Source organism: Streptomyces sp. NPDC052396 (genome assembly GCF_044593195.1).
Classification (GTDB): Bacteria; Actinomycetota; Actinomycetes; order Streptomycetales; family Streptomycetaceae; genus Streptomyces.
The window spans coordinates 351,083-367,587 of the sequence record NZ_JBIUAW010000008.1 but is presented as its reverse complement, the minus strand read 5'-3'; the positions used below and the strand labels follow the sequence as shown (position 1 = coordinate 367,587).

The following is a 16,505-nucleotide window of genomic DNA, read 5'->3' as shown; positions in this document are numbered from 1 at the left end:
CGGCCGTGCGAACGAAGACAGTGTCAGCGCTCATAGCCGGTTCCGTTGTCCTGCTGGTCACGGGCTGCGGGAGCGACAAGTCCAGCGGGGGCGAAGCCACTCCCGAACCGGCCGCCACCGTGCTGCCGCAAAGGCTGGAGAAACCGCCGGCCATGCCGGACGGCGACAAGCCGCAACCGTCCCCGGCCGCCGATGCCCCGTTCAGCGAGAACCTCGCGTACGAGCTGCGCCGCAAGACCCTGGACATGGCCAAGGCGCCGGGCAAGATCACGGCCAACTGCCCCGCTGATGTGAGCTCGAAGAGCGGAACGGTGGTGACCTGCAAGACCACCTATGAAGGTCTGGAGGTGGAGTGGTCGGTGAGGATGGGCGACAAGGCCGCCTTCTCCAACAACTATGTGAACTTCACGGCGACCCCGCACCAGGGGATCCTCACCCGCGACGGCGTCGCCCGCCTGCTCTACGGCAACTACCGCGACAGCATCGACTACGCCCTCTGCAACAACATCCCCAAGGCCGCGCTGGCGCCCCTGGACGTCAAGTCCAAGTACTCCTGCGAGGTCGTGATGAAGGGGAAGAAGCCAACGGGCTTTGCCGACCCCGTGCGGGCCACCGACGCCGGCCCAAGGGCCTACTGACCCCCCACTCACCCGCACCCCCGTCACCAACCCGGAGCCGGGGCGCGCCCTGTGCCGGGCAATCGACGACATCCTCCGCGACTCCCCGGCCACCGGCTACGGCCGGTTGCTGCCCAGCATCGACCACAGCACATAGGCGAAGGTGACAACGGCCAGTGCGCCGACCGGAATGACGACCGCCAGAACCCACCCGGGCATGCGAGCAGGTTACCGTCCGTCGGCCTCACGGGTGGGCCTCGCGCAGATGTCGTCCCATCAGTGGTGGCCGGCCAGGCAGTCGAATCCGGAACCTCACCCATTCAGCCGATATCTCCCCCGAAGCCCCCTCACTACCTTCGGTGTCAACGGGGTGTATGCAAACCACCCCGCAGGGTGAGGGGAGAAGGTCATGCACCGCAACTACCGCCTGCCCGCCGCGCTGAGCGTCTGCCTGCTGATCGCTGCCACAGGCATCGGCACGGCGGCCGCCGCCGCGCCGGCGAGGCGCCCCGCGACTTGTGATCCAGGGGCCTGTGCCGGCCAGGACCCCGTGCAGACGGGCTGCACCGACGACGCCCGTGCGCTGGACATCAAGCAGCGCTCGGGCCGTACGGTGTCGCTGCTGTGGAGCCCCAACTGTCAGGTGACCTGGGGACAGTTGGCGGGCGGGCAGGTGGACAGCCAGGGCAACAACGACAGCGTCATGGTGCAGGACGATCAAGTCCCGGCGCACAGCTTCAGCTCGCCGGTGCTCGTCAACGGGCTGACCGTGCAGACCTTGATGATCAATTCCACGGGGGTCGACTCCCAGGCGTGCGCGACGCTGATCAACGATCCCGTGCCGCTCTGCACCGAGTTCCGCTGAATTCATGGGGTGAGCGCATCCCACAAGGCGGGGTCCTCGAAACCGAGGGCCCACAGACCCGTACCCGTCACCCCATACCTGCGCAGCACCGCCAGGTGGGCCGCCGAGCCACGCGCGTCCTGGTACCAGACCTCGTGCCGGTGGCCCGCCGCATCGGTGTAGGCGAAGTGCGGGGTGCCGGAGGCGGTGTCGAACTGGTAGTGCGCGCCCTTGGCGCGGCGCAGGGCTGCGGCCTCCAGGGAAGTGACGTGGGCGGCCCGCGCGTTGGAGCCCACCGTCCAGTCCCAGCCGTACGCGGGCAGCGCGATCTCCAGCTTCTCGCGCGGAACGGCCCCCGTGGCATAGCGGAGGAACTTCTCGTACCAGGCCAGTGAGGACAACGGGCCAGGTTTGTCCAGGGCGTTGTGCAGGTTGTAGCCCATGATGCGCAGCCGGTCGGCGACCTTGCCCAGGTGGGGGTAGTCGTAGGGGAGGGTGTGGTCATAGGGCATGACGGTGATGACACATTCCCGGTGGCGAGCGTGCAGTTGGGCACACAGCTCGCCGGTCAGGGCGTTGTAGCCGACTCGCACCCGCTCGGTCAGCCCGGCGTCCTTGGTCTCCGACATGCGCTCGTAGTCGAGGTCCAGACCGTCGTAGCCATGGGCGTCGGCCGTGTGCAGCAGGGCGTCGATATGCAGGGCGCGCTGTGCCGGGTCGTTGAGCAGGGTGGCCATGGCGGCGGCGTCCGGGGTCTCGACCACGGTGGGGACGACCTTGATGCCCTTGGCGCGCAGGCCGTCGATGATCTGGCGGCTCCCCGCGCCGGAGTAGCCGCCGATCGCGGTGGCCGAGGTCGCCTCGTACCAGAAGGGGCTGACGGTGTGCAGCTGGGCCGCGTTGCGGAGGGCGTCCTCATAGGCCGTCTGGGTGCCCCAGTAGGGCAGCCAGGCGGATGTGGTGCGGTGGGACGGTGCGGGGGCGCCCAGCGGCAGGGCGAGGGCGGCGAGGAGGCTGAGGACGGTGCGCAGAGGGCTCATACCTCGACGATCACCCGGCGGGAGCCGCCCCGCTCGGCGGGCGGTCAGCCCAGTTCGCGCGCATAGCGCAGTTCGGTGGCCGCCGGGCGGTAGCCGAACCATTCGTTGATGGCCAGCATGGGCGCGTTCCGTGCGTCGTTCTGGGTGAAAGCGCCCCGGCAGCCCGCCGCTCGTGCCAAGTGCAGGCTGTGGTTCTTGGCGAGCTTGGCCAGGCCGCGCCCGCGGTGGGCGCGGGCCGTGCCCGTCATCCCGGACAGGTAGCGGCCCTGCCGGTCGGTGAGGGCGAGACTGAAGGCGGCGGGCATGCCGTCGACCACGGCCGCCATGGACAACTGCCGGTCGAGAGCGGGCTGGTGCCAGTGGTGGGCCAGCCACTGCTCATAGGAGAGCGCGTCCGGGGCGGCGTCGACGGGCTCATCCGCGGTCACCTCCATGTCGAGTTCGTACAGCGGGCGCGGGTCGGCCGCGAAGTCGGCGAAGGGGCGGAGTTCCACCCCGGTGGGCGGTTCGGCGAGTGGTGGCAAAGCGGCGTCGGTCAGGTCCAGGCCCAGGAACCGGCCCGAGCGGCCGGTGTGTTGGTAGCCGCGGCGTTCCGCCCAGGCGGGGGAGCGGCCGTCGTCCATGGCCCAGGTGAGGACGGTGTGGACGCCCAGCGACGCCAGATGTTCCTCGGCGGCCGAGACCAGGGCCGAGCCGGCGCCCCGGCCGGTGAAGTCCGGGTGCACACAGGGGCAGAGAAAGGCCCGGCGCGGTTCGTCGTGGCCGGCGTACAGGCCGGTTCGGGCCATTCCCACGATCCGGCCGTCCAGCTCGACCACCAGCAGGCGGAAGTGCTGCTGGGGCGGGGCCTGGTGGACCTCCTGGAGCAACGATTCGGCGGTGAGCACGGCGAACGGCTGGGCGCTGCGGCGGATTTGGGCGGTGGCCTCGGCATCGGCGGGGAGGAAGTCCCGGACGGTAAGCGTCATGCGCCGCACCGTAGGCGGTGATCCGGCTTGATCCAAAGGGTTTTGCCGAACGTGAATGGTGCATGCAACTAGTTGGGCGTAGCGTCGACCGGAGAACGGGGGCGAGCAGCGCCCGGCGCCACACCGGGCGGTCTACCGAGAGGGGACACCGCGACCATGTGCGGAATCACCGGCTGGATCTCCTATGAGCAGGACCTCGGCACCGCCCGGGGCACCCTTGACGCGATGACGCGGACCATGGCCTGCCGGGGACCGGACGCCGGCGGCGTCTGGCTGGACACCCATGCCGCGCTGGGGCACCGCAGGCTCGCGGTGATCGACATCGAGGGCGGCAAGCAGCCGATGACGGTGGAGCGGGACGGGCGTACCCGGCTGGTCACCACCTACAGCGGGGAGGTGTACAACTACCGGGAGCTGAGAGCGGAGTTGACGGCGCGGGGGCACTCGTTCCGTACCGGCAGCGACACCGAGGTGGTGCTGCACGCCTATCTGGAGTGGGGCGAGGCATTCACCGAACGCCTCAACGGCATGTACGCCTTCGCTCTCTGGGACCCGCACACCGAGGAACTCCTGCTGGTCCGCGACCGGTTGGGCGTCAAGCCGCTCTACTACCACCCCACCCCGGACGGGGTGATCTTCGGCTCCGAGCAGAAGGCCATTCTGGCCCACCCCGCCGTGCGCCCCGCCGTGGACGCCGAGGGCCTGGCCGAGATCATGGGCTATGCCAAGACCCCCGGACACGGCGTCTACAAGGGCATCCAGGAACTGCGGCCCGGGCACACCGTGCGCATCAGCCGCTCCGGAGTGACGCTGCGCCGCTACTGGGCACTGGAGGCACGGGAGCACACCGACGACCTACGGACCACCATCGAGCACATCCGCGAGCTGCTGGACGACATCGTCGGCCGCCAGCTGATAGCCGATGTACCGCTGTGCACCCTGCTCTCCGGCGGGCTGGACTCCTCGGTCATCACCGCGCTGGCCGCCAAGGGCCTGGCCGAGGGCGGGCGCGGACCGGTGCGCTCCTTCTCGGTGGACTTCGCGGGCCAGACCGACCGCTTCCGCCCGGACGCGCTGCGCTCCACCCCCGACGGCCCCTACGCCCACGCCCTGGCCGGACATGTCCGCTCCGACCACCGCGATGTGGTGCTGGACACCGCCGCGCTGATGGACCGGACCCACCGGGATGCCATCCTCGCCGCCCGCGACCTCCCGCTGGGCTTCGGCGACGGGGACACCTCGCTCTACCTGCTGTTCAAGGCGATCCGCGAACAGTCCACGGTCGCCCTGTCCGGAGAGTCGGCCGACGAGGTGTTCGGCGGCTACAAGTGGTTCCACGACCCGGTGGCGGTGGCCGCCGACACCTTCCCCTGGATCGCCGGCGGCGCCGCCGACACCTTTGGCTCGGGTGGCAGCCTGGGACGGAGGTCGCTGCTGGGCAAGGACATCCTGGAGAAGGCCGACCTGGACGGCTACACCGCGGCCCGCTACCACGAGGCCCTGGCCGAGGTCCCGCAGCTGGCCGGGGAGAGCGGGACCCAGCGGCGGATGCGCGAGGTCGGCTATCTGCATCTGACCCGGTTCCTCCAGATGCTGCTGGACCGCAAGGACCGCGCCAGCATGGCCGTCGGCCTGGAGGTACGAGTGCCCTTCTGCGACCACCGGCTGGTGGAGTACGTCTTCAACACGCCCTGGGCGATGAAGACCTTCGACGGCCGGGAGAAGTCGCTGCTGCGCGCCGCCACCCGGGACCTGCTGCCCGATGTGGTGGCCGACCGGGTCAAGAGCCCGTACCCCACCACCCAGGACCCGCGCTATGCCCTCGCCCTCCAGGAGGAGCTGCGCAAGGTGGCCGCCGACAGTGACTCCCCGGTCCGGCCGCTGCTGGACTCCTCGGCCCTGGCCGAGGCGCTGCGCGAGGGCGCCGCGGAACCCTTCCGCACCGGCACCGAACTGGTGCTGGGCCTGGACACCTGGCTGCGCACCGGCGGTACCGCACTGGAGCTGTGACCCGGCGTCAGAAACACGCGTGGCGGCGGGCGGCCACCGCCACGCGGCCCGGGCGCCGCACAATGGGCGGTACGATCCGCCACCCAGCCGGGAGTTTCAGATGACCCTGTCCCTGACCGTCGACCCGCACGCCCCCGAACCGCCCTTTGAGCAGATCCGCGCCCGCATCGCCGAGCAGGCCCGCTCCGGAGCGCTGCCGGTGGGCCACAAGCTGCCCACGGTACGGGGCCTGGCCGGGGAACTGGGGCTGGCCGCCAATACGGTGGCCAAGGCGTACCGGGCGCTGGAGACCGACGGGGTGATCGAGACCCGGGGCCGCAACGGCACCTTTGTCGCCGCCCCCGGCGACACCGCCGACCGGGAGGCCGCGGCGGCCGCCCAGGCGTACGCCCAGCGCGCCCACCGGCTGGGCCTGGACCGGGCGGCCGCGCTGGCCGCCGCCCAGGACGCGCTGCGGGCCGTCTACGGAGACTGACCGGCGGAGACTGACCGGCGGAGACTGACCGGCGGGGACTGACCGGCGGGGGCCGGCACAAGCGGGACGAAGCGCCCGCGCCGGATACCCCGTCCCGATACCCTTGCGGGGATGGGACGTCACGATGGGGGTCCGGACACGGCACACCCGGCGCGCTGGCGGCTGACCGCGCTGCTCGGGGCGGTCACGGCCGCCCTGGCCCTGGTGTTCACCCTGAGCGTCGGCTGGGGGACCAGCGGCGGCACCCGCACCCCCGACCCGGGCAAGAACAGCGGCGCCGGCCCCAGCGCCCTCGGCTGGGGCTTCACCCACACCCAGTACAGCGCCGACCTGGGTGACGACGGCGCCCGGCAGACCGCCGACCGGCTGCTCTCGGACACCCCCCTGCCGCAGAACCAGCACATCATGGGCTGGGGCGCCGACAACCCCGAGCCCAGACCCGGGAGTTACAACTTCACCGACCTGGACCGGCGGGTGGCCCTGATGCGCCGCTCCGGGGGAACCCCGGTGCTCACCCTGTGCTGCGCCCCGGACTGGATGAAGGGCGGCGGCCCCACCACCGACTGGTCCCAGAAGTCCCTGGAACGCGCCCCGGACCCCGCCCACTACCAGGACTTCGCCGACCTGGCCGGGGTGATCGCCCAACGGTACCCCGATGTACGGCACTTCATCGTCTGGAACGAGCTCAAGGGCTTCTATGACGACGCCCGAAAGCGCTGGGACTACGAGGGCTACACCCGGCTGTACAACCTGGTCTATGCCGAGCTGAAGAAACAGCGCAAGGACGCCCTGGTCGGCGGCCCCTATGTGGTGATGGACAGCAATGAGCCGGGCTCCGCCTCCAACGCCTCGACCGTCCAGGGCCCTTGGGGTGTGCTCGACCAGCGCTCGGTGGATGTGCTGGACTACTGGAATCAGCACAAGGCGGGCGCCGACTTCGTGGTGGTGGACGGCTCCAGCTACACCCGCGAGGGCAGCCTGCTGATCCCCGACGAGTTCCAGGCCACCGCCAAGTTCGCCGATGTCACCGCCTGGCTGAAACAGACCACCGGCCTGCCCGTCTGGTGGGCCGAGTGGTATGTGGAACCCCCCGACGCCCAGGACGAACGCAAGGGCTGGCCGGAGGCCCGCCGGCTGGCCGTCCAGGCCGTGGCCATGACCGAACTGGCCCGGGCCGGGGTGGCCACCGCCTTCTACTGGAACCCCGAGGACCGGACCGGCACCGACTGCGCGGGCTGCCTGTGGCGGCCCACCCAACAGACCGGCGGTGGCCGCTCGTTGCCGATGTACGACCTGCTCAGCCGGTTCGCCCGGTACTTCCCGCCGGGGACCGGGCCGCGCACTCCCGCGGTCTCCGGCCCGGTACGGGCCCTGGCCTCGGCGCGGGCCACCGTGGTGGTCAACACCCAGGACCGGTGGAGCACGGCCACGGTGGACGGGCACGACCTCAGACTGAGCCCCTATGAGGTGCGCTGGCTGACTTGAGCGTCATCGTCGAGCACCATCCGCATCACCGGCAGCACCCGCCCCGGAGCCACCTCCCGGGCACCGATGCGTTGGGCTCCCATCCGCAGATAGAAGGGCTCTGCGTGCGGATCCGACTCCAGGGTCAGCTCCTGGCAGCCGGCCTCGGCGGCGGAGGCGAGGGCGTGCTCCCACAGCAGGCGCCCCAGGCCGGTGCCGATCACCTCCGGAGCCAGGAACAGGTCTTCCAGGTGGGCGCACGGAGGCCGGCCGGTCAGCTGGTAGAAGCCGATCGCCGCGCCGGCCCGTTCGGCGACCATCACCCGTTCGTCCCGGATGGCGGCCGGGGTGATGGTGAGCTGGTCCCTTACCCGGTCCAAGAAGGCCTGGGGGTAGCCCCAGTGTGCCTTGGAGCGGCGCATCAGCGAGGTGAGCGCCTGGGACTCGTCGGGCCGCGCGGGGCGTAGCAGAACGTCATTCATGGGCTGGAGTCTCACACCGGGTGCGGCCGGGAGCGAGCCGATTCCGGGAGGCCGCCGGTACGTCAGGACAAGGTCACCAGGCGCTGCACCAGCACCCCCGCCACCACCAGCAGTATGGGCATCGCAAACCAGAACGAGCTCTGGAGCAGGCGCCGTTGGCGTGGGCCGGGGCGGAGGGCGAAGCGGGACAGCTCCCGGGCGGTGAGCAGCAGCAGAAGCACCGCGGCGGCGATGGCGCCGGCCACGGTGGCGGGGGTCCAGGTGATCCGGGGACCGCGCGGGCCGGGGCGGGGATCCGGAGCGGCGCCCGGGGGCGGGGACTTCAGCCGGTAGAGGGCGGCGTCCTCATTGCCGAGGACCCGGCTGAGCCGGGGGCTGGTGTCCAGGGCGTGGCGGATACGCCGGTCCCAGTCGGGGGCGTAGCCGGCGGTGAGTTGGAGATAGGTGGACTGGCCGGTGTTGAGCATGAGGTAGGAGTTGGGGCCGGCCTTCTGCAGGGCGGACAGCAGGTCGTCCGGCGAGGCCGGATCGCGGGGGGCCAGGACCGGCTGATAGAGGACGCGCTCCATATCGCGGCCCCCCCAGGGGATGGCGGGGGTGACATTGGTGACCGGGTCGCTGCTGGGCCACAACAGGCGGACCGTCGGCCGGTCATGGGCGTAGACATAGTCCATGGCGGCCACCTCGCCGCCGCGTACCCGCTCAAAGGGCTCATTGCCCCAACGGGCCACCAGAAAGCCGAAGATGAGCACCAGGCCGGCGGTGAGGGTGGCCAGCAGGGCCAGGGGGGTACGGGCGCGGTCGGTGCCCTTGCCCGGGAAGAGGGCCAGGGCGGCCAGCACACAGGCGCCGGGCAGGGCGAACAGGAAGACCCGCAGGGCGACTTCGCCGCCGTAGGACTGCATGCCGAAGGCGAGGAAGGGGACACAGGTCAGCACCAGCAGGGCCAGGTCCGAGATGCCGGCCCGGCGGCGGCGCCACCAGCCCAGGGCGGCGAAGGCCAGCATGCCGCCGGCCAGCGCCACCCGGATGTACAGCACCAGCTTGTGGGTGCTGCTGCCGCCGTGGATACGGCCGGAGACCGAGGAGGACACATTGCCGCCCAGGGAGCCCAGCCCGCCGAAGAGTTCCTTGAAGTGGCCCGACCAGTAGGGCTCGGCCAGGAACCCGATCCACACCGCCAGCAGCACCCCGCACAGCAGCGGCAGCCCGCGCGGGGTGGCGCGGCGCAGCAGCACCAGGGCGGTGAGCACACCCAGCATCACAAAGGGGGTCAGCTGGTGGCTGACGGTGGAGGCGGTGAACAGGGCGACCAGCAGGGCCAGCAGCACGGTGCGGTCGGCGCGGGAGGCGGGGGCCGGATGGCGTTCGCCGGGCAGCCACCGGCCGCGCGGACCCCGGGGCGTCCGGAACCAGACCAGCAGCACGGCCGCGAAGAGCAGATAGAAGAGGTAGTTGAGGGACTGCGGGGAGAAGTAGTCCTGGCCCACCCAGCCGCACAGGGCGAACAGCCAGAGCGCCGTCCACTTGGCCCGCCGCCCGGCCCGCACCGCCCGCAGCAGCAGCGCCAGCGGTACCAGGCACAGCAGTTGGACGGCCAGTGGCCACCAGCGCAGCACCCCGGAGAGGTCGCCGGCGCCGCCGGCCCGGCCGGCCAGCGCCACCAGGGCGAAGAAGCCCGGCCAGCTCCAGCGGGCGTCCAGGTCGGGGGCGGCGGTGCCGGTGCGGTCGATGTAGTCCAGGAAGCCCAGGTGCTGCCAGGCGGTGGGGAAGCGCGGCTGGTGCTCCAGCAACGCCGGGACGGCGTGCAGCGAGACCACGGTGGCCAGCAGCACGGCCGCCAGCAGCCGGGGTTGCGGCCGGTCCAGCCAGAGCGCCCGGACAAAGGCGGCGATCAGCAGTGCCGCGCCCACCAGGGTGGTGACCGGCAGCACGGAGATCAGACCGAGGCCGCCCATGCCGTCCAGGCCGACCTCGTCAACGGTGGTCAGCGGCAGCCAGTACAGGGCCAGCGCACCCAGCAGCAACAGCCAGCCACCCGCCTCCGGCCCCTGCCACCAGGGAGTGCGCGGGGCAGCGGACCGCTCACGGGCGGGCGGTGGCGCGGGGGCCACCGGCCGTACGTCCGGGCGCCGTTCCGGGTGGTCGAAGTCCACCCGTACGCCCAGCGGCAGGGTGTCCGTGTCCAGGGCGGCCCGGGCGGCCCGCAGGCCCCAGCGGTTCTCCGGCCGGGCCTCGGGCCGGTGGTCGCCCCGCACCGCCAGGTCCGCCAGGTCGCCATCGGGCGCCGTGCCGGCGGACCCGGCCGCCGGGACCCTGAGGACCCCACGGAGCCGGAACGCCGCGATCACCGAGATCACCGCCAGACTGGATACCTCCGCCACTCCCTCGCCCACCAGCCCCATGCGCGGCAGCAGCAACAGCGTCAGCCCCAGCACCAGGGCACACAACAAGCCCTGGAGATAGGCCAGTCCGGCGGTGCGGCTCTGGGCCCGCAGCACCGCGAAATAGGTCTCCATCACCACCCGCAGCGCCGCGCCCACCGCGAACCAGCGCAGCAGCGGGGTGGCCGCCTGGGCGTAACCCGGCCCGAACACCCGCAGGATGTACGGCGCCAGTACGAACAGCAGCACACAGACCGGGATCATCAAGGTGGCCATCCGGCGCAGCGCCGCCCGGCAGTTGGCGGCCAGCCGGCCGGGGTCGTGCGAGCCCTCCACGGTGAGCGAGGCACCCATGTTGATGGCCAGCAGATTGACCGTGCCGCCGATGGTGGAGGCGATATAGAAGTAGGCGTTGTCGGCCGAGCTGACCTGGGCGGCCACGATCACCGGCACCAGATAGACCACCGCCAGCGAGAACAGCGAGCCGGTGCAGTCCCCGGCCAGGAAACGGCCCATCTCCCGGTAGGAGGCCGGCCGCGCGGTGCGCTCGGTGGCCCGGACATGGGCCGGCACCAGCCGCCGGAAGACCAGCCAGCCCAGCGGCAGCACCGAGGCGGCGATGGACACCACCCAGGAGACGAACACCCCGGTGGCCGGCAGGGTGGCCGCCAGCGCCACCAGCAGGGCCAGCTTCACCGCCGAGAAGACCGTATTGCCCACCGGGACCCAGGGCGCGCTGCGCAGCCCGGTGAGCACCCCGTCCTGCAGGGTCAGCAGCGACCAGGCCACCACCGCGGCCACGAACACCAGCCCGGGCAGCAGGCCGTGCAGCATCCGGTACGAGGAGCCCCACAGGTCCAGGGTGAGCAGGAAGCCCCCGGCCGCCGCCGCGACCAGCAGCGAACTGCCCGCATAGGTACGGAAGACCAGGCGGCCGGTGGTGGGCCCGGCCACCGGGATGAACCGGGCCAGCGCCCCGGTGAGGGTGACCGCGGTCAGCCCGGCCAGGAACTTCATCGCGGCGATCGCCGCCGAGCCCTGGCCCACCGAGTCCTCGCTGTAGTAGCGGGCCGCCACCAGCCAGAAGCCCACCCCGAGGACCGCGCTGATGCCGGTGTTGAGCATCAGCGCGAAGGCATTGCGGAACAGCGGGCTGCCGCCCGCGGCGGGCTCCGGCCCGCCGTCGTCCGGCCGTACCGTCAACTCCCCGGCCGGTGCGGAGGTTTGTGCGGAGATTTGTGCAGAGGTGTCAGTCACGCGCCCCTCGTGCCCTTCCGGTCACCTGACGGCTCAGCCGGCGGCCCCCGCGGACCATGGCATAGCCCTTGGTCAGCGCCCGGTCGGCGGCGAACAGCCGGCCCACCGCCCGGCCGCGCACCAGATGTTCGAACTCCGTCAGCGCGGTGCGGCGACGCACCGTCACCCGGCGCAGCCCATAGGGACCCTGGCCACGGACCGCCAGCGCATTGCCCACCGCCAGCGAGACGCCGAACCCGCCCTCCCGCACCGCCCGCCGCACCCGGCGGCTGGAGTAGCCGTAGGGATAGGCGAAGGAGACCGGGGGACGGCCCAGTTCCTGGGCCAGTATGTCCCGGCAGTGGCCGATCTCGAACGCCAGCGGTTCATCGGCGAGTTGATCGAGTTGCGGATGGGTGTGGCTGTGCCCGCCGATCTCGGTGCCGGCCGCGGCCAGCTCACGGACCTGGTCCCAGTCCAGCATCCAGTCCAGCGCGCCCCCGGTGGCATGCTCACCGCGCAGCCAGCCGGTGGAGACGAACAGCGTGGCCCGCAGCCCGTGTTGGGCCAGCACCGGCAGGGCGTGACGGTGCACGCCCTCATAGCCGTCGTCAAAGGTGATCAGCACCGGCCGGGGCGGCAGCGGACGCCCCGCATGCCAGGCGGCCGCCAGCTCGCCGGCGGTGAGCGCGGTACGGCCCAAGTCGGCCAGCAGGGCCATCTGTTCGGCGAAGGCGTCGGGGGACACCGAAAGGCCGTAGGCGGCGCGGGCCGGGGCGTGCGCCACCGCGTGGTACATCAGGATGGGTACCGGGGCCCCGTCCATACCGTCCTGGCTCATACCGCCCCGGCTCATACCGTCCCCCTGGTGAAGCGGCCGCCCTGGCGGCGGGCCCGGACGCTGCCCACCAGATAGCCACCGGTGGTGACGGCCAGCCCGGCCACAATGGCCCCGGCCCGGCCGGCACCGCCCGGGCGGCCCAGCAGCGCGTCCCGCAGCCCCCGGGCCACCCCGGCCGGCAGCACCCGGGTGGTGTACCGGCGCTCCGAGGCCAGCCCGGCCCCGGCGCCCACGCTCCGCGCCACCAGCGCCTTGGACAGCCCCTCGGCATAGGCACGGGTACCGAAGTAGCCGAAGCGCTCCCGGGCCGCGGGCACCCGGTGGTGGATCACCGCCCGGTCGTCGATCAGCAGCAGGGCGTCCGGCACCGCCCGGGCCAGCCGGATGCACAGCTCGGTCTCCTCGCCGCCCAGCGGCAGCCGCTGCCCGTCCCGGCCGATGCCGCTGGCGAAGCCGCCCACCGTCACCAGCGCCGACCTGCGGAACGAGGCATTGCCGCCGAGCACATTGCGCACCACCGTCCGGCCCGGCGGCAGCCCCCGGTAGCTACAGCCCACCACCCAGTCGAACTCCTCCGGGAACCAGGCCGGCCGGCGCCGGGAGGCCCACACCGGCTGGGTGCGCCCGCCCACCGCCATCACCCGGGGATCGGTGTAGGCGTGGGCGAAGTGGTGCAGCCAGTCCCGCTCGGCCACCGCGTCATCGTCCAGGAAGGCGACCACCTCGCCGACGGCGGCCGCCACCCCGGTGTTGCGCCCCGCGGACAGGCCGCGCGGACCGGTGTTGGCCAGCACCCGCACCCGCCGCCCGCCCGCGAAGTGCCGGGCCAGCCGGCGCCGGAGCACCGGATGGTGGTCCACCACCACCAGGGTCTCCAGCGCCGGATACGACTGGGCGGCCACCGAGGCCACCGCGGCCAGGATGTCCTGCCAGCGGTCCTCGGTGTAGGCACAGATCACCACGGAGACACCCGGGACCGGGCCGCTCAAGACACCTCCCCACGGCTGGCCGCCGGGGCGATGGCCGGCTGCCGGTGCGCGGTCCGCCGCCGGGCGGTACGGCCGCCGCGCTCGCGCAGGATCACCCGGAGCACCCGCATCCCGTCGCGCACCGCGCGCAGATTGCTGGCGCCATGGATGCGGACGAACTCATGGCTGGGAATCTCCTGGACGCGCAGGCCCGCCTTCACCACTCTGATGTTCATCAGGGTCTCCACCTCGAAGCCCGCGCAGTCCAGGGCGATATCCGCCAGTACCCGCTTCCAGAACGCGTTGTAGCCGTAGCAAAGGTCGGTGTACCGGGCCCCGAACTTGTGGTTCACCAGGGAGCACAGCACCCGGTTGCCCAGCTTGCGGATCACCGTCATATCGTCGGTGCCGCCGCCGTTGGCGAACCGCGAGCCCTTGGCGAAGTCCGCGCCGCCCACCAGCGCGGAGACATAGCTGACGATCTCGTTGCCATCGGCGGAGCCATCGGCGTCCACCATCACGATGATCTCGCCGGTGCAGGCGGCGAAGCCGGTGATCAGGGCATCGCCCTTGCCCTTGCCGCGCTGTTCCACCACCTTGACCGAGGGCCACAGCTCCCGGGCCACCTTCACGGTGTCATCGGTGGAGTTGCCGTCCACCAGGACCACTTCATGGATCCAGGCGGGCAGGGTCTTGAAGACATAGGGGAGGTTCTCCGCCTCGTTCATGGCGGGGATGACCACGCTCACCGGTGGCGCTATCGCGAACTGCGCGGTCACCGGCCGGTATTGCCCGACGAACTCCAGGGCCCGGCCGGCACCCGCGCTCTCCGGGGACCGGTCCTGATCGGCCGCCGGGCGCAGGAAGGAACTCATGAGTTTTGGTATCCCTCTCGTCCGGTGGACCGCCCGCCCCCGAGCGGCCCAAGATGTGTCCGGTTCGAAAAGGGGGTAACCCGCCACCTCCGGCGTGGCATCAAGTGCACGCCGCAGGAGGCGAGTTGATGCTGCTACCCGCGCGACACGCGACTCGGCCCGCCATGACGGGACGAGCGCGGCACCCCCTGCCGCGCTCCGCTCCGGAACCATCGGCGGCCTTCGAGCCCTCCCCGGAGCCGCACTTGACTGATGGACCGATGCGGGTAGATGTACGACGGTATTGAAGCTTGAGAGCGTATGGCAAGAGCTGGGACGGACCCTCCTCCTTTGGTGGCCTTTGTTCCTGGACCGGCGTTTTTCGGGCCTCCGGCGCACGCCCCCGCGGGACGCCCGGAGCGGTATGCCCCTGCCGCAGGTCAGCCGCTCTGCCGGAGCCGCCCCATCTGCTTGAGCAGCCGGTCGGCCGGCTCGAAAAGAGCGGGACGGGACAGCACGGTGTTGCGTAGCGCGCGAACCGGCGCACGGCGCGCGCGATATCCGAGCGCCACCGGATGACATCTGGTCACCCACCCTTCGGAGACGGTGAGTTGACGCGTCTTGAGTGAGTCCTTGTACGCCTTGTCACCACGCCCCAGGTCCAGATGGGCCACTCCCGAGCCGGCCGCCCCCCGGGCCATCCGCAGATGCAGCACCAGGCCGGGGGAGTACTTGCCGAACTCCGGGTCGTACGCCGGGAACCAGCAGGCCAGCACGGTGGGCGAACACAGCCCGAAATGCGCCGCGATGGGCCGCTCGCCGGCCCAGAGCACCGACAGCAGTCCGCGGCAGGACTCCTCACGGGTATGGAAGAGCTGTTTGACCAGGTGGTATATCCAGGGCCGGGCAAAGCGGTCGCTGCGCCCGGTTCTTCGGTACTGGGCCGACTTCCAGGCGATCAGGGTGTCCAGCGCGGCCGGGTCGCGCTCATCGTGGACATAGCGCAACTCGCCCAGATCCCGGGCCAGTTTGCGTTCCTTGGCCAGGGTGGTGCGGGTGAACCTGGGCGACTGCTGGCGCAGCGCGGCCAGATAGGAGTCATAGCCCTGCTCCACATCCATCACCGGCGAGGCGAAGGCGCCGGTGGCGCCCAGCTCAAAGGGTTTCTGACCCTCCACCAGGTGGTCGAACTCCCAGATGGACAGTCCGCAGGCATGCAGTAACTCCCGGGCGTCCCACTGGAATCCGGGCCGGTGCACCACGCCCTGGGCATCCGAGACGCCCAGGCCCACGGCCCGGCCCACACCCCAGGCGGTGCGCTGGTAGGGGAAGAAGGCCACCGGCGCACCCTCCTCGCGGACCACCGCTATCCGTACACCGCGCCGGCAGCGGCCGACCGCCAGCGCGAACTGTGGTGCCAGAAAGGGGTTGGCGAGCTGGGGCGAGCCCTCCGCCGCCGCGCTCGCCTGCAGCGCCGCCCAGGCCACACGGTCGGCCGCCGTGAGCTCCCCGGGCCGGTGCACGCTGATGTCCATCTCAGGAGGCCCGGCCCCGGGCGCCGCGGCGCAGATGCCGGTGGGTGTGGGCCAGCAGGAAGAGCAGCAGACTGACCGCGCCGACCGCGGCCACGCCACCGCGCACCGACCAGCTGTGCAGCGCCAGCATGGTCTGGGCGGTCAGCAGGTCGACGGCCACCGCGCCACCGGTGGCCACCACCGACCGGCTGAGCGGGTCGAGTCCGCGCAGCGCCGCGGCGATGGCGCAGGCCGGCGCCACCAGCAGGAAGAACAGGGTGAACGGTGCGCGCGCCGGAGAGCCGATGTCGGCCAGGGCGAGTGCGGCGCCCACCGCGGCGATGGCCATGGCGACGCCCGCCACCACCGGCAGGGAGTCCCCCGGGTGTCCCCTCGGCTGTGCCGGCTGATGGTCATGACCGGTTCCGGCGGCTTCGGCCGGATCGTCCCGGCCGTCGATGCCGTCGAGTCCACTGAGATCGCTGAAGCTCTGCATTGGCGACTTAGCCCCCCGAAGCGCCGGATGCCGGGCTTCAATGTCGCGCAATGGGCGGATGCGCGTCAAGGTGTGAAGGCCGTGCGAAAAGCCTCCGGCGCGCACGGCGGGCGCCCAAGCGGAGGGTTTCCGTCAAGTGAACGGAAGCCAATGCCGACGCGTCGTCAACTCGCGTAAAACGCAACCCCCTTAGAGGTGTTTCTTTTGTGACGCCAAGTGGTTCCTGAGGTGAATGTTATCGGCAAACTTGACATGGACACTTCCTAAGAGTGCAGGTCACTGCTACCACGGTGATGGCAGAAACCCTGCTAG

Annotated in this window: 14 protein-coding genes; 5 read left to right on the top strand and 9 right to left on the bottom strand. The window is 71.4% G+C overall.

The genetic code is table 11. The features are described from left to right. Positions 1 to 5 precede the first annotated feature (5 nt). Both ACIHFE_RS23220 and ACIHFE_RS23215 read left to right on the top strand, forming a co-directional pair. Complete coding sequence (locus tag ACIHFE_RS23220; protein ID WP_400109179.1) at positions 6 to 638, top strand: hypothetical protein; 633 nt, start codon at positions 6 to 8, stop codon at positions 636 to 638. 388 nt (positions 639 to 1,026) lie between these two features. Beyond that, entirely contained in the window at positions 1,027 to 1,482 is a 456-nt protein-coding gene (locus tag ACIHFE_RS23215) for a DUF2690 domain-containing protein (protein ID WP_400109178.1), read from the top strand. Positions 1,483 to 1,484: 2 nt separating this feature from the next. On the opposite strand, the gene ACIHFE_RS23210 is transcribed toward ACIHFE_RS23215, so the two are convergent. Both ACIHFE_RS23210 and ACIHFE_RS23205 read right to left on the bottom strand, forming a co-directional pair. Continuing rightward, positions 1,485 to 2,501, bottom strand: coding sequence for a glycosyl hydrolase family 18 protein (locus ACIHFE_RS23210; RefSeq protein ID WP_400109176.1), 1,017 nt, complete (start codon positions 2,499 to 2,501; stop codon positions 1,485 to 1,487). Between the two features lie 44 nt (positions 2,502 to 2,545). Further along, on the bottom strand, positions 2,546 to 3,469 hold the full coding sequence (locus ACIHFE_RS23205) for a GNAT family N-acetyltransferase (RefSeq protein ID WP_400109174.1): 924 nt from the start codon (positions 3,467 to 3,469) through the stop codon (positions 2,546 to 2,548). Positions 3,470 to 3,625: 156 nt separating this feature from the next. On the opposite strand from ACIHFE_RS23205, the gene asnB reads away from it, so the two are divergent. The 3 genes from asnB to ACIHFE_RS23190 all read left to right on the top strand — a co-directional run bounded on the left by asnB (position 3,626) and on the right by ACIHFE_RS23190 (position 7,439). After that, complete coding sequence (asnB, locus tag ACIHFE_RS23200; RefSeq protein WP_400109172.1) at positions 3,626 to 5,479, top strand: asparagine synthase (glutamine-hydrolyzing); 1,854 nt, start codon at positions 3,626 to 3,628, stop codon at positions 5,477 to 5,479. Between the two features lie 100 nt (positions 5,480 to 5,579). Further along, positions 5,580 to 5,954, top strand: a complete 375-nt coding sequence (locus ACIHFE_RS23195; protein ID WP_400109170.1) for a GntR family transcriptional regulator — start codon at positions 5,580 to 5,582, stop codon at positions 5,952 to 5,954. 111 nt (positions 5,955 to 6,065) lie between these two features. Next, positions 6,066 to 7,439, top strand: a complete 1,374-nt coding sequence (locus ACIHFE_RS23190; RefSeq protein ID WP_400109169.1) for a xylan 1,4-beta-xylosidase — start codon at positions 6,066 to 6,068, stop codon at positions 7,437 to 7,439. Here ACIHFE_RS23190 and ACIHFE_RS23185 read toward each other — a convergent pair. From ACIHFE_RS23185 to ACIHFE_RS23155, 7 genes are all read right to left on the bottom strand, one after another. Then, positions 7,415 to 7,900, bottom strand: coding sequence for a GNAT family N-acetyltransferase (locus tag ACIHFE_RS23185; protein WP_400109167.1), 486 nt, complete (start codon positions 7,898 to 7,900; stop codon positions 7,415 to 7,417). The two genes, ACIHFE_RS23190 and ACIHFE_RS23185, sit on opposite strands and share 25 nt — an antisense overlap. A gap of 62 nt (positions 7,901 to 7,962) precedes the next feature. After that, complete coding sequence (locus ACIHFE_RS23180; protein WP_400109165.1) at positions 7,963 to 11,541, bottom strand: lipopolysaccharide biosynthesis protein; 3,579 nt, start codon at positions 11,539 to 11,541, stop codon at positions 7,963 to 7,965. After that, positions 11,534 to 12,346, bottom strand: coding sequence for a polysaccharide deacetylase family protein (locus ACIHFE_RS23175; RefSeq protein ID WP_400109305.1), 813 nt, complete (start codon positions 12,344 to 12,346; stop codon positions 11,534 to 11,536). Before ACIHFE_RS23175 ends, ACIHFE_RS23180 begins: the two co-directional genes overlap by 8 nt. A 26-nt stretch (positions 12,347 to 12,372) precedes the next feature. Then, positions 12,373 to 13,350, bottom strand: a complete 978-nt coding sequence (locus ACIHFE_RS23170) for a glycosyltransferase family 2 protein (protein WP_400109164.1) — start codon at positions 13,348 to 13,350, stop codon at positions 12,373 to 12,375. Continuing rightward, positions 13,347 to 14,204: a glycosyltransferase family 2 protein gene (locus tag ACIHFE_RS23165; protein ID WP_400109162.1), complete on the bottom strand. Its 858-nt coding sequence runs from the start codon at positions 14,202 to 14,204 to the stop codon at positions 13,347 to 13,349. The genes ACIHFE_RS23170 and ACIHFE_RS23165 overlap by 4 nt, the downstream gene beginning before the upstream one ends. Before the next feature lie 419 nt (positions 14,205 to 14,623). Beyond that, on the bottom strand, positions 14,624 to 15,718 hold the full coding sequence (locus tag ACIHFE_RS23160; RefSeq protein ID WP_400109160.1) for a GNAT family N-acetyltransferase: 1,095 nt from the start codon (positions 15,716 to 15,718) through the stop codon (positions 14,624 to 14,626). 1 nt (position 15,719) lies between these two features. After that, a complete protein-coding gene (locus ACIHFE_RS23155; protein ID WP_400109158.1) occupies positions 15,720 to 16,193 on the bottom strand; it encodes a hypothetical protein in 474 nt (157 codons plus the stop codon). Positions 16,194 to 16,505: the final 312 nt, after the last annotated feature.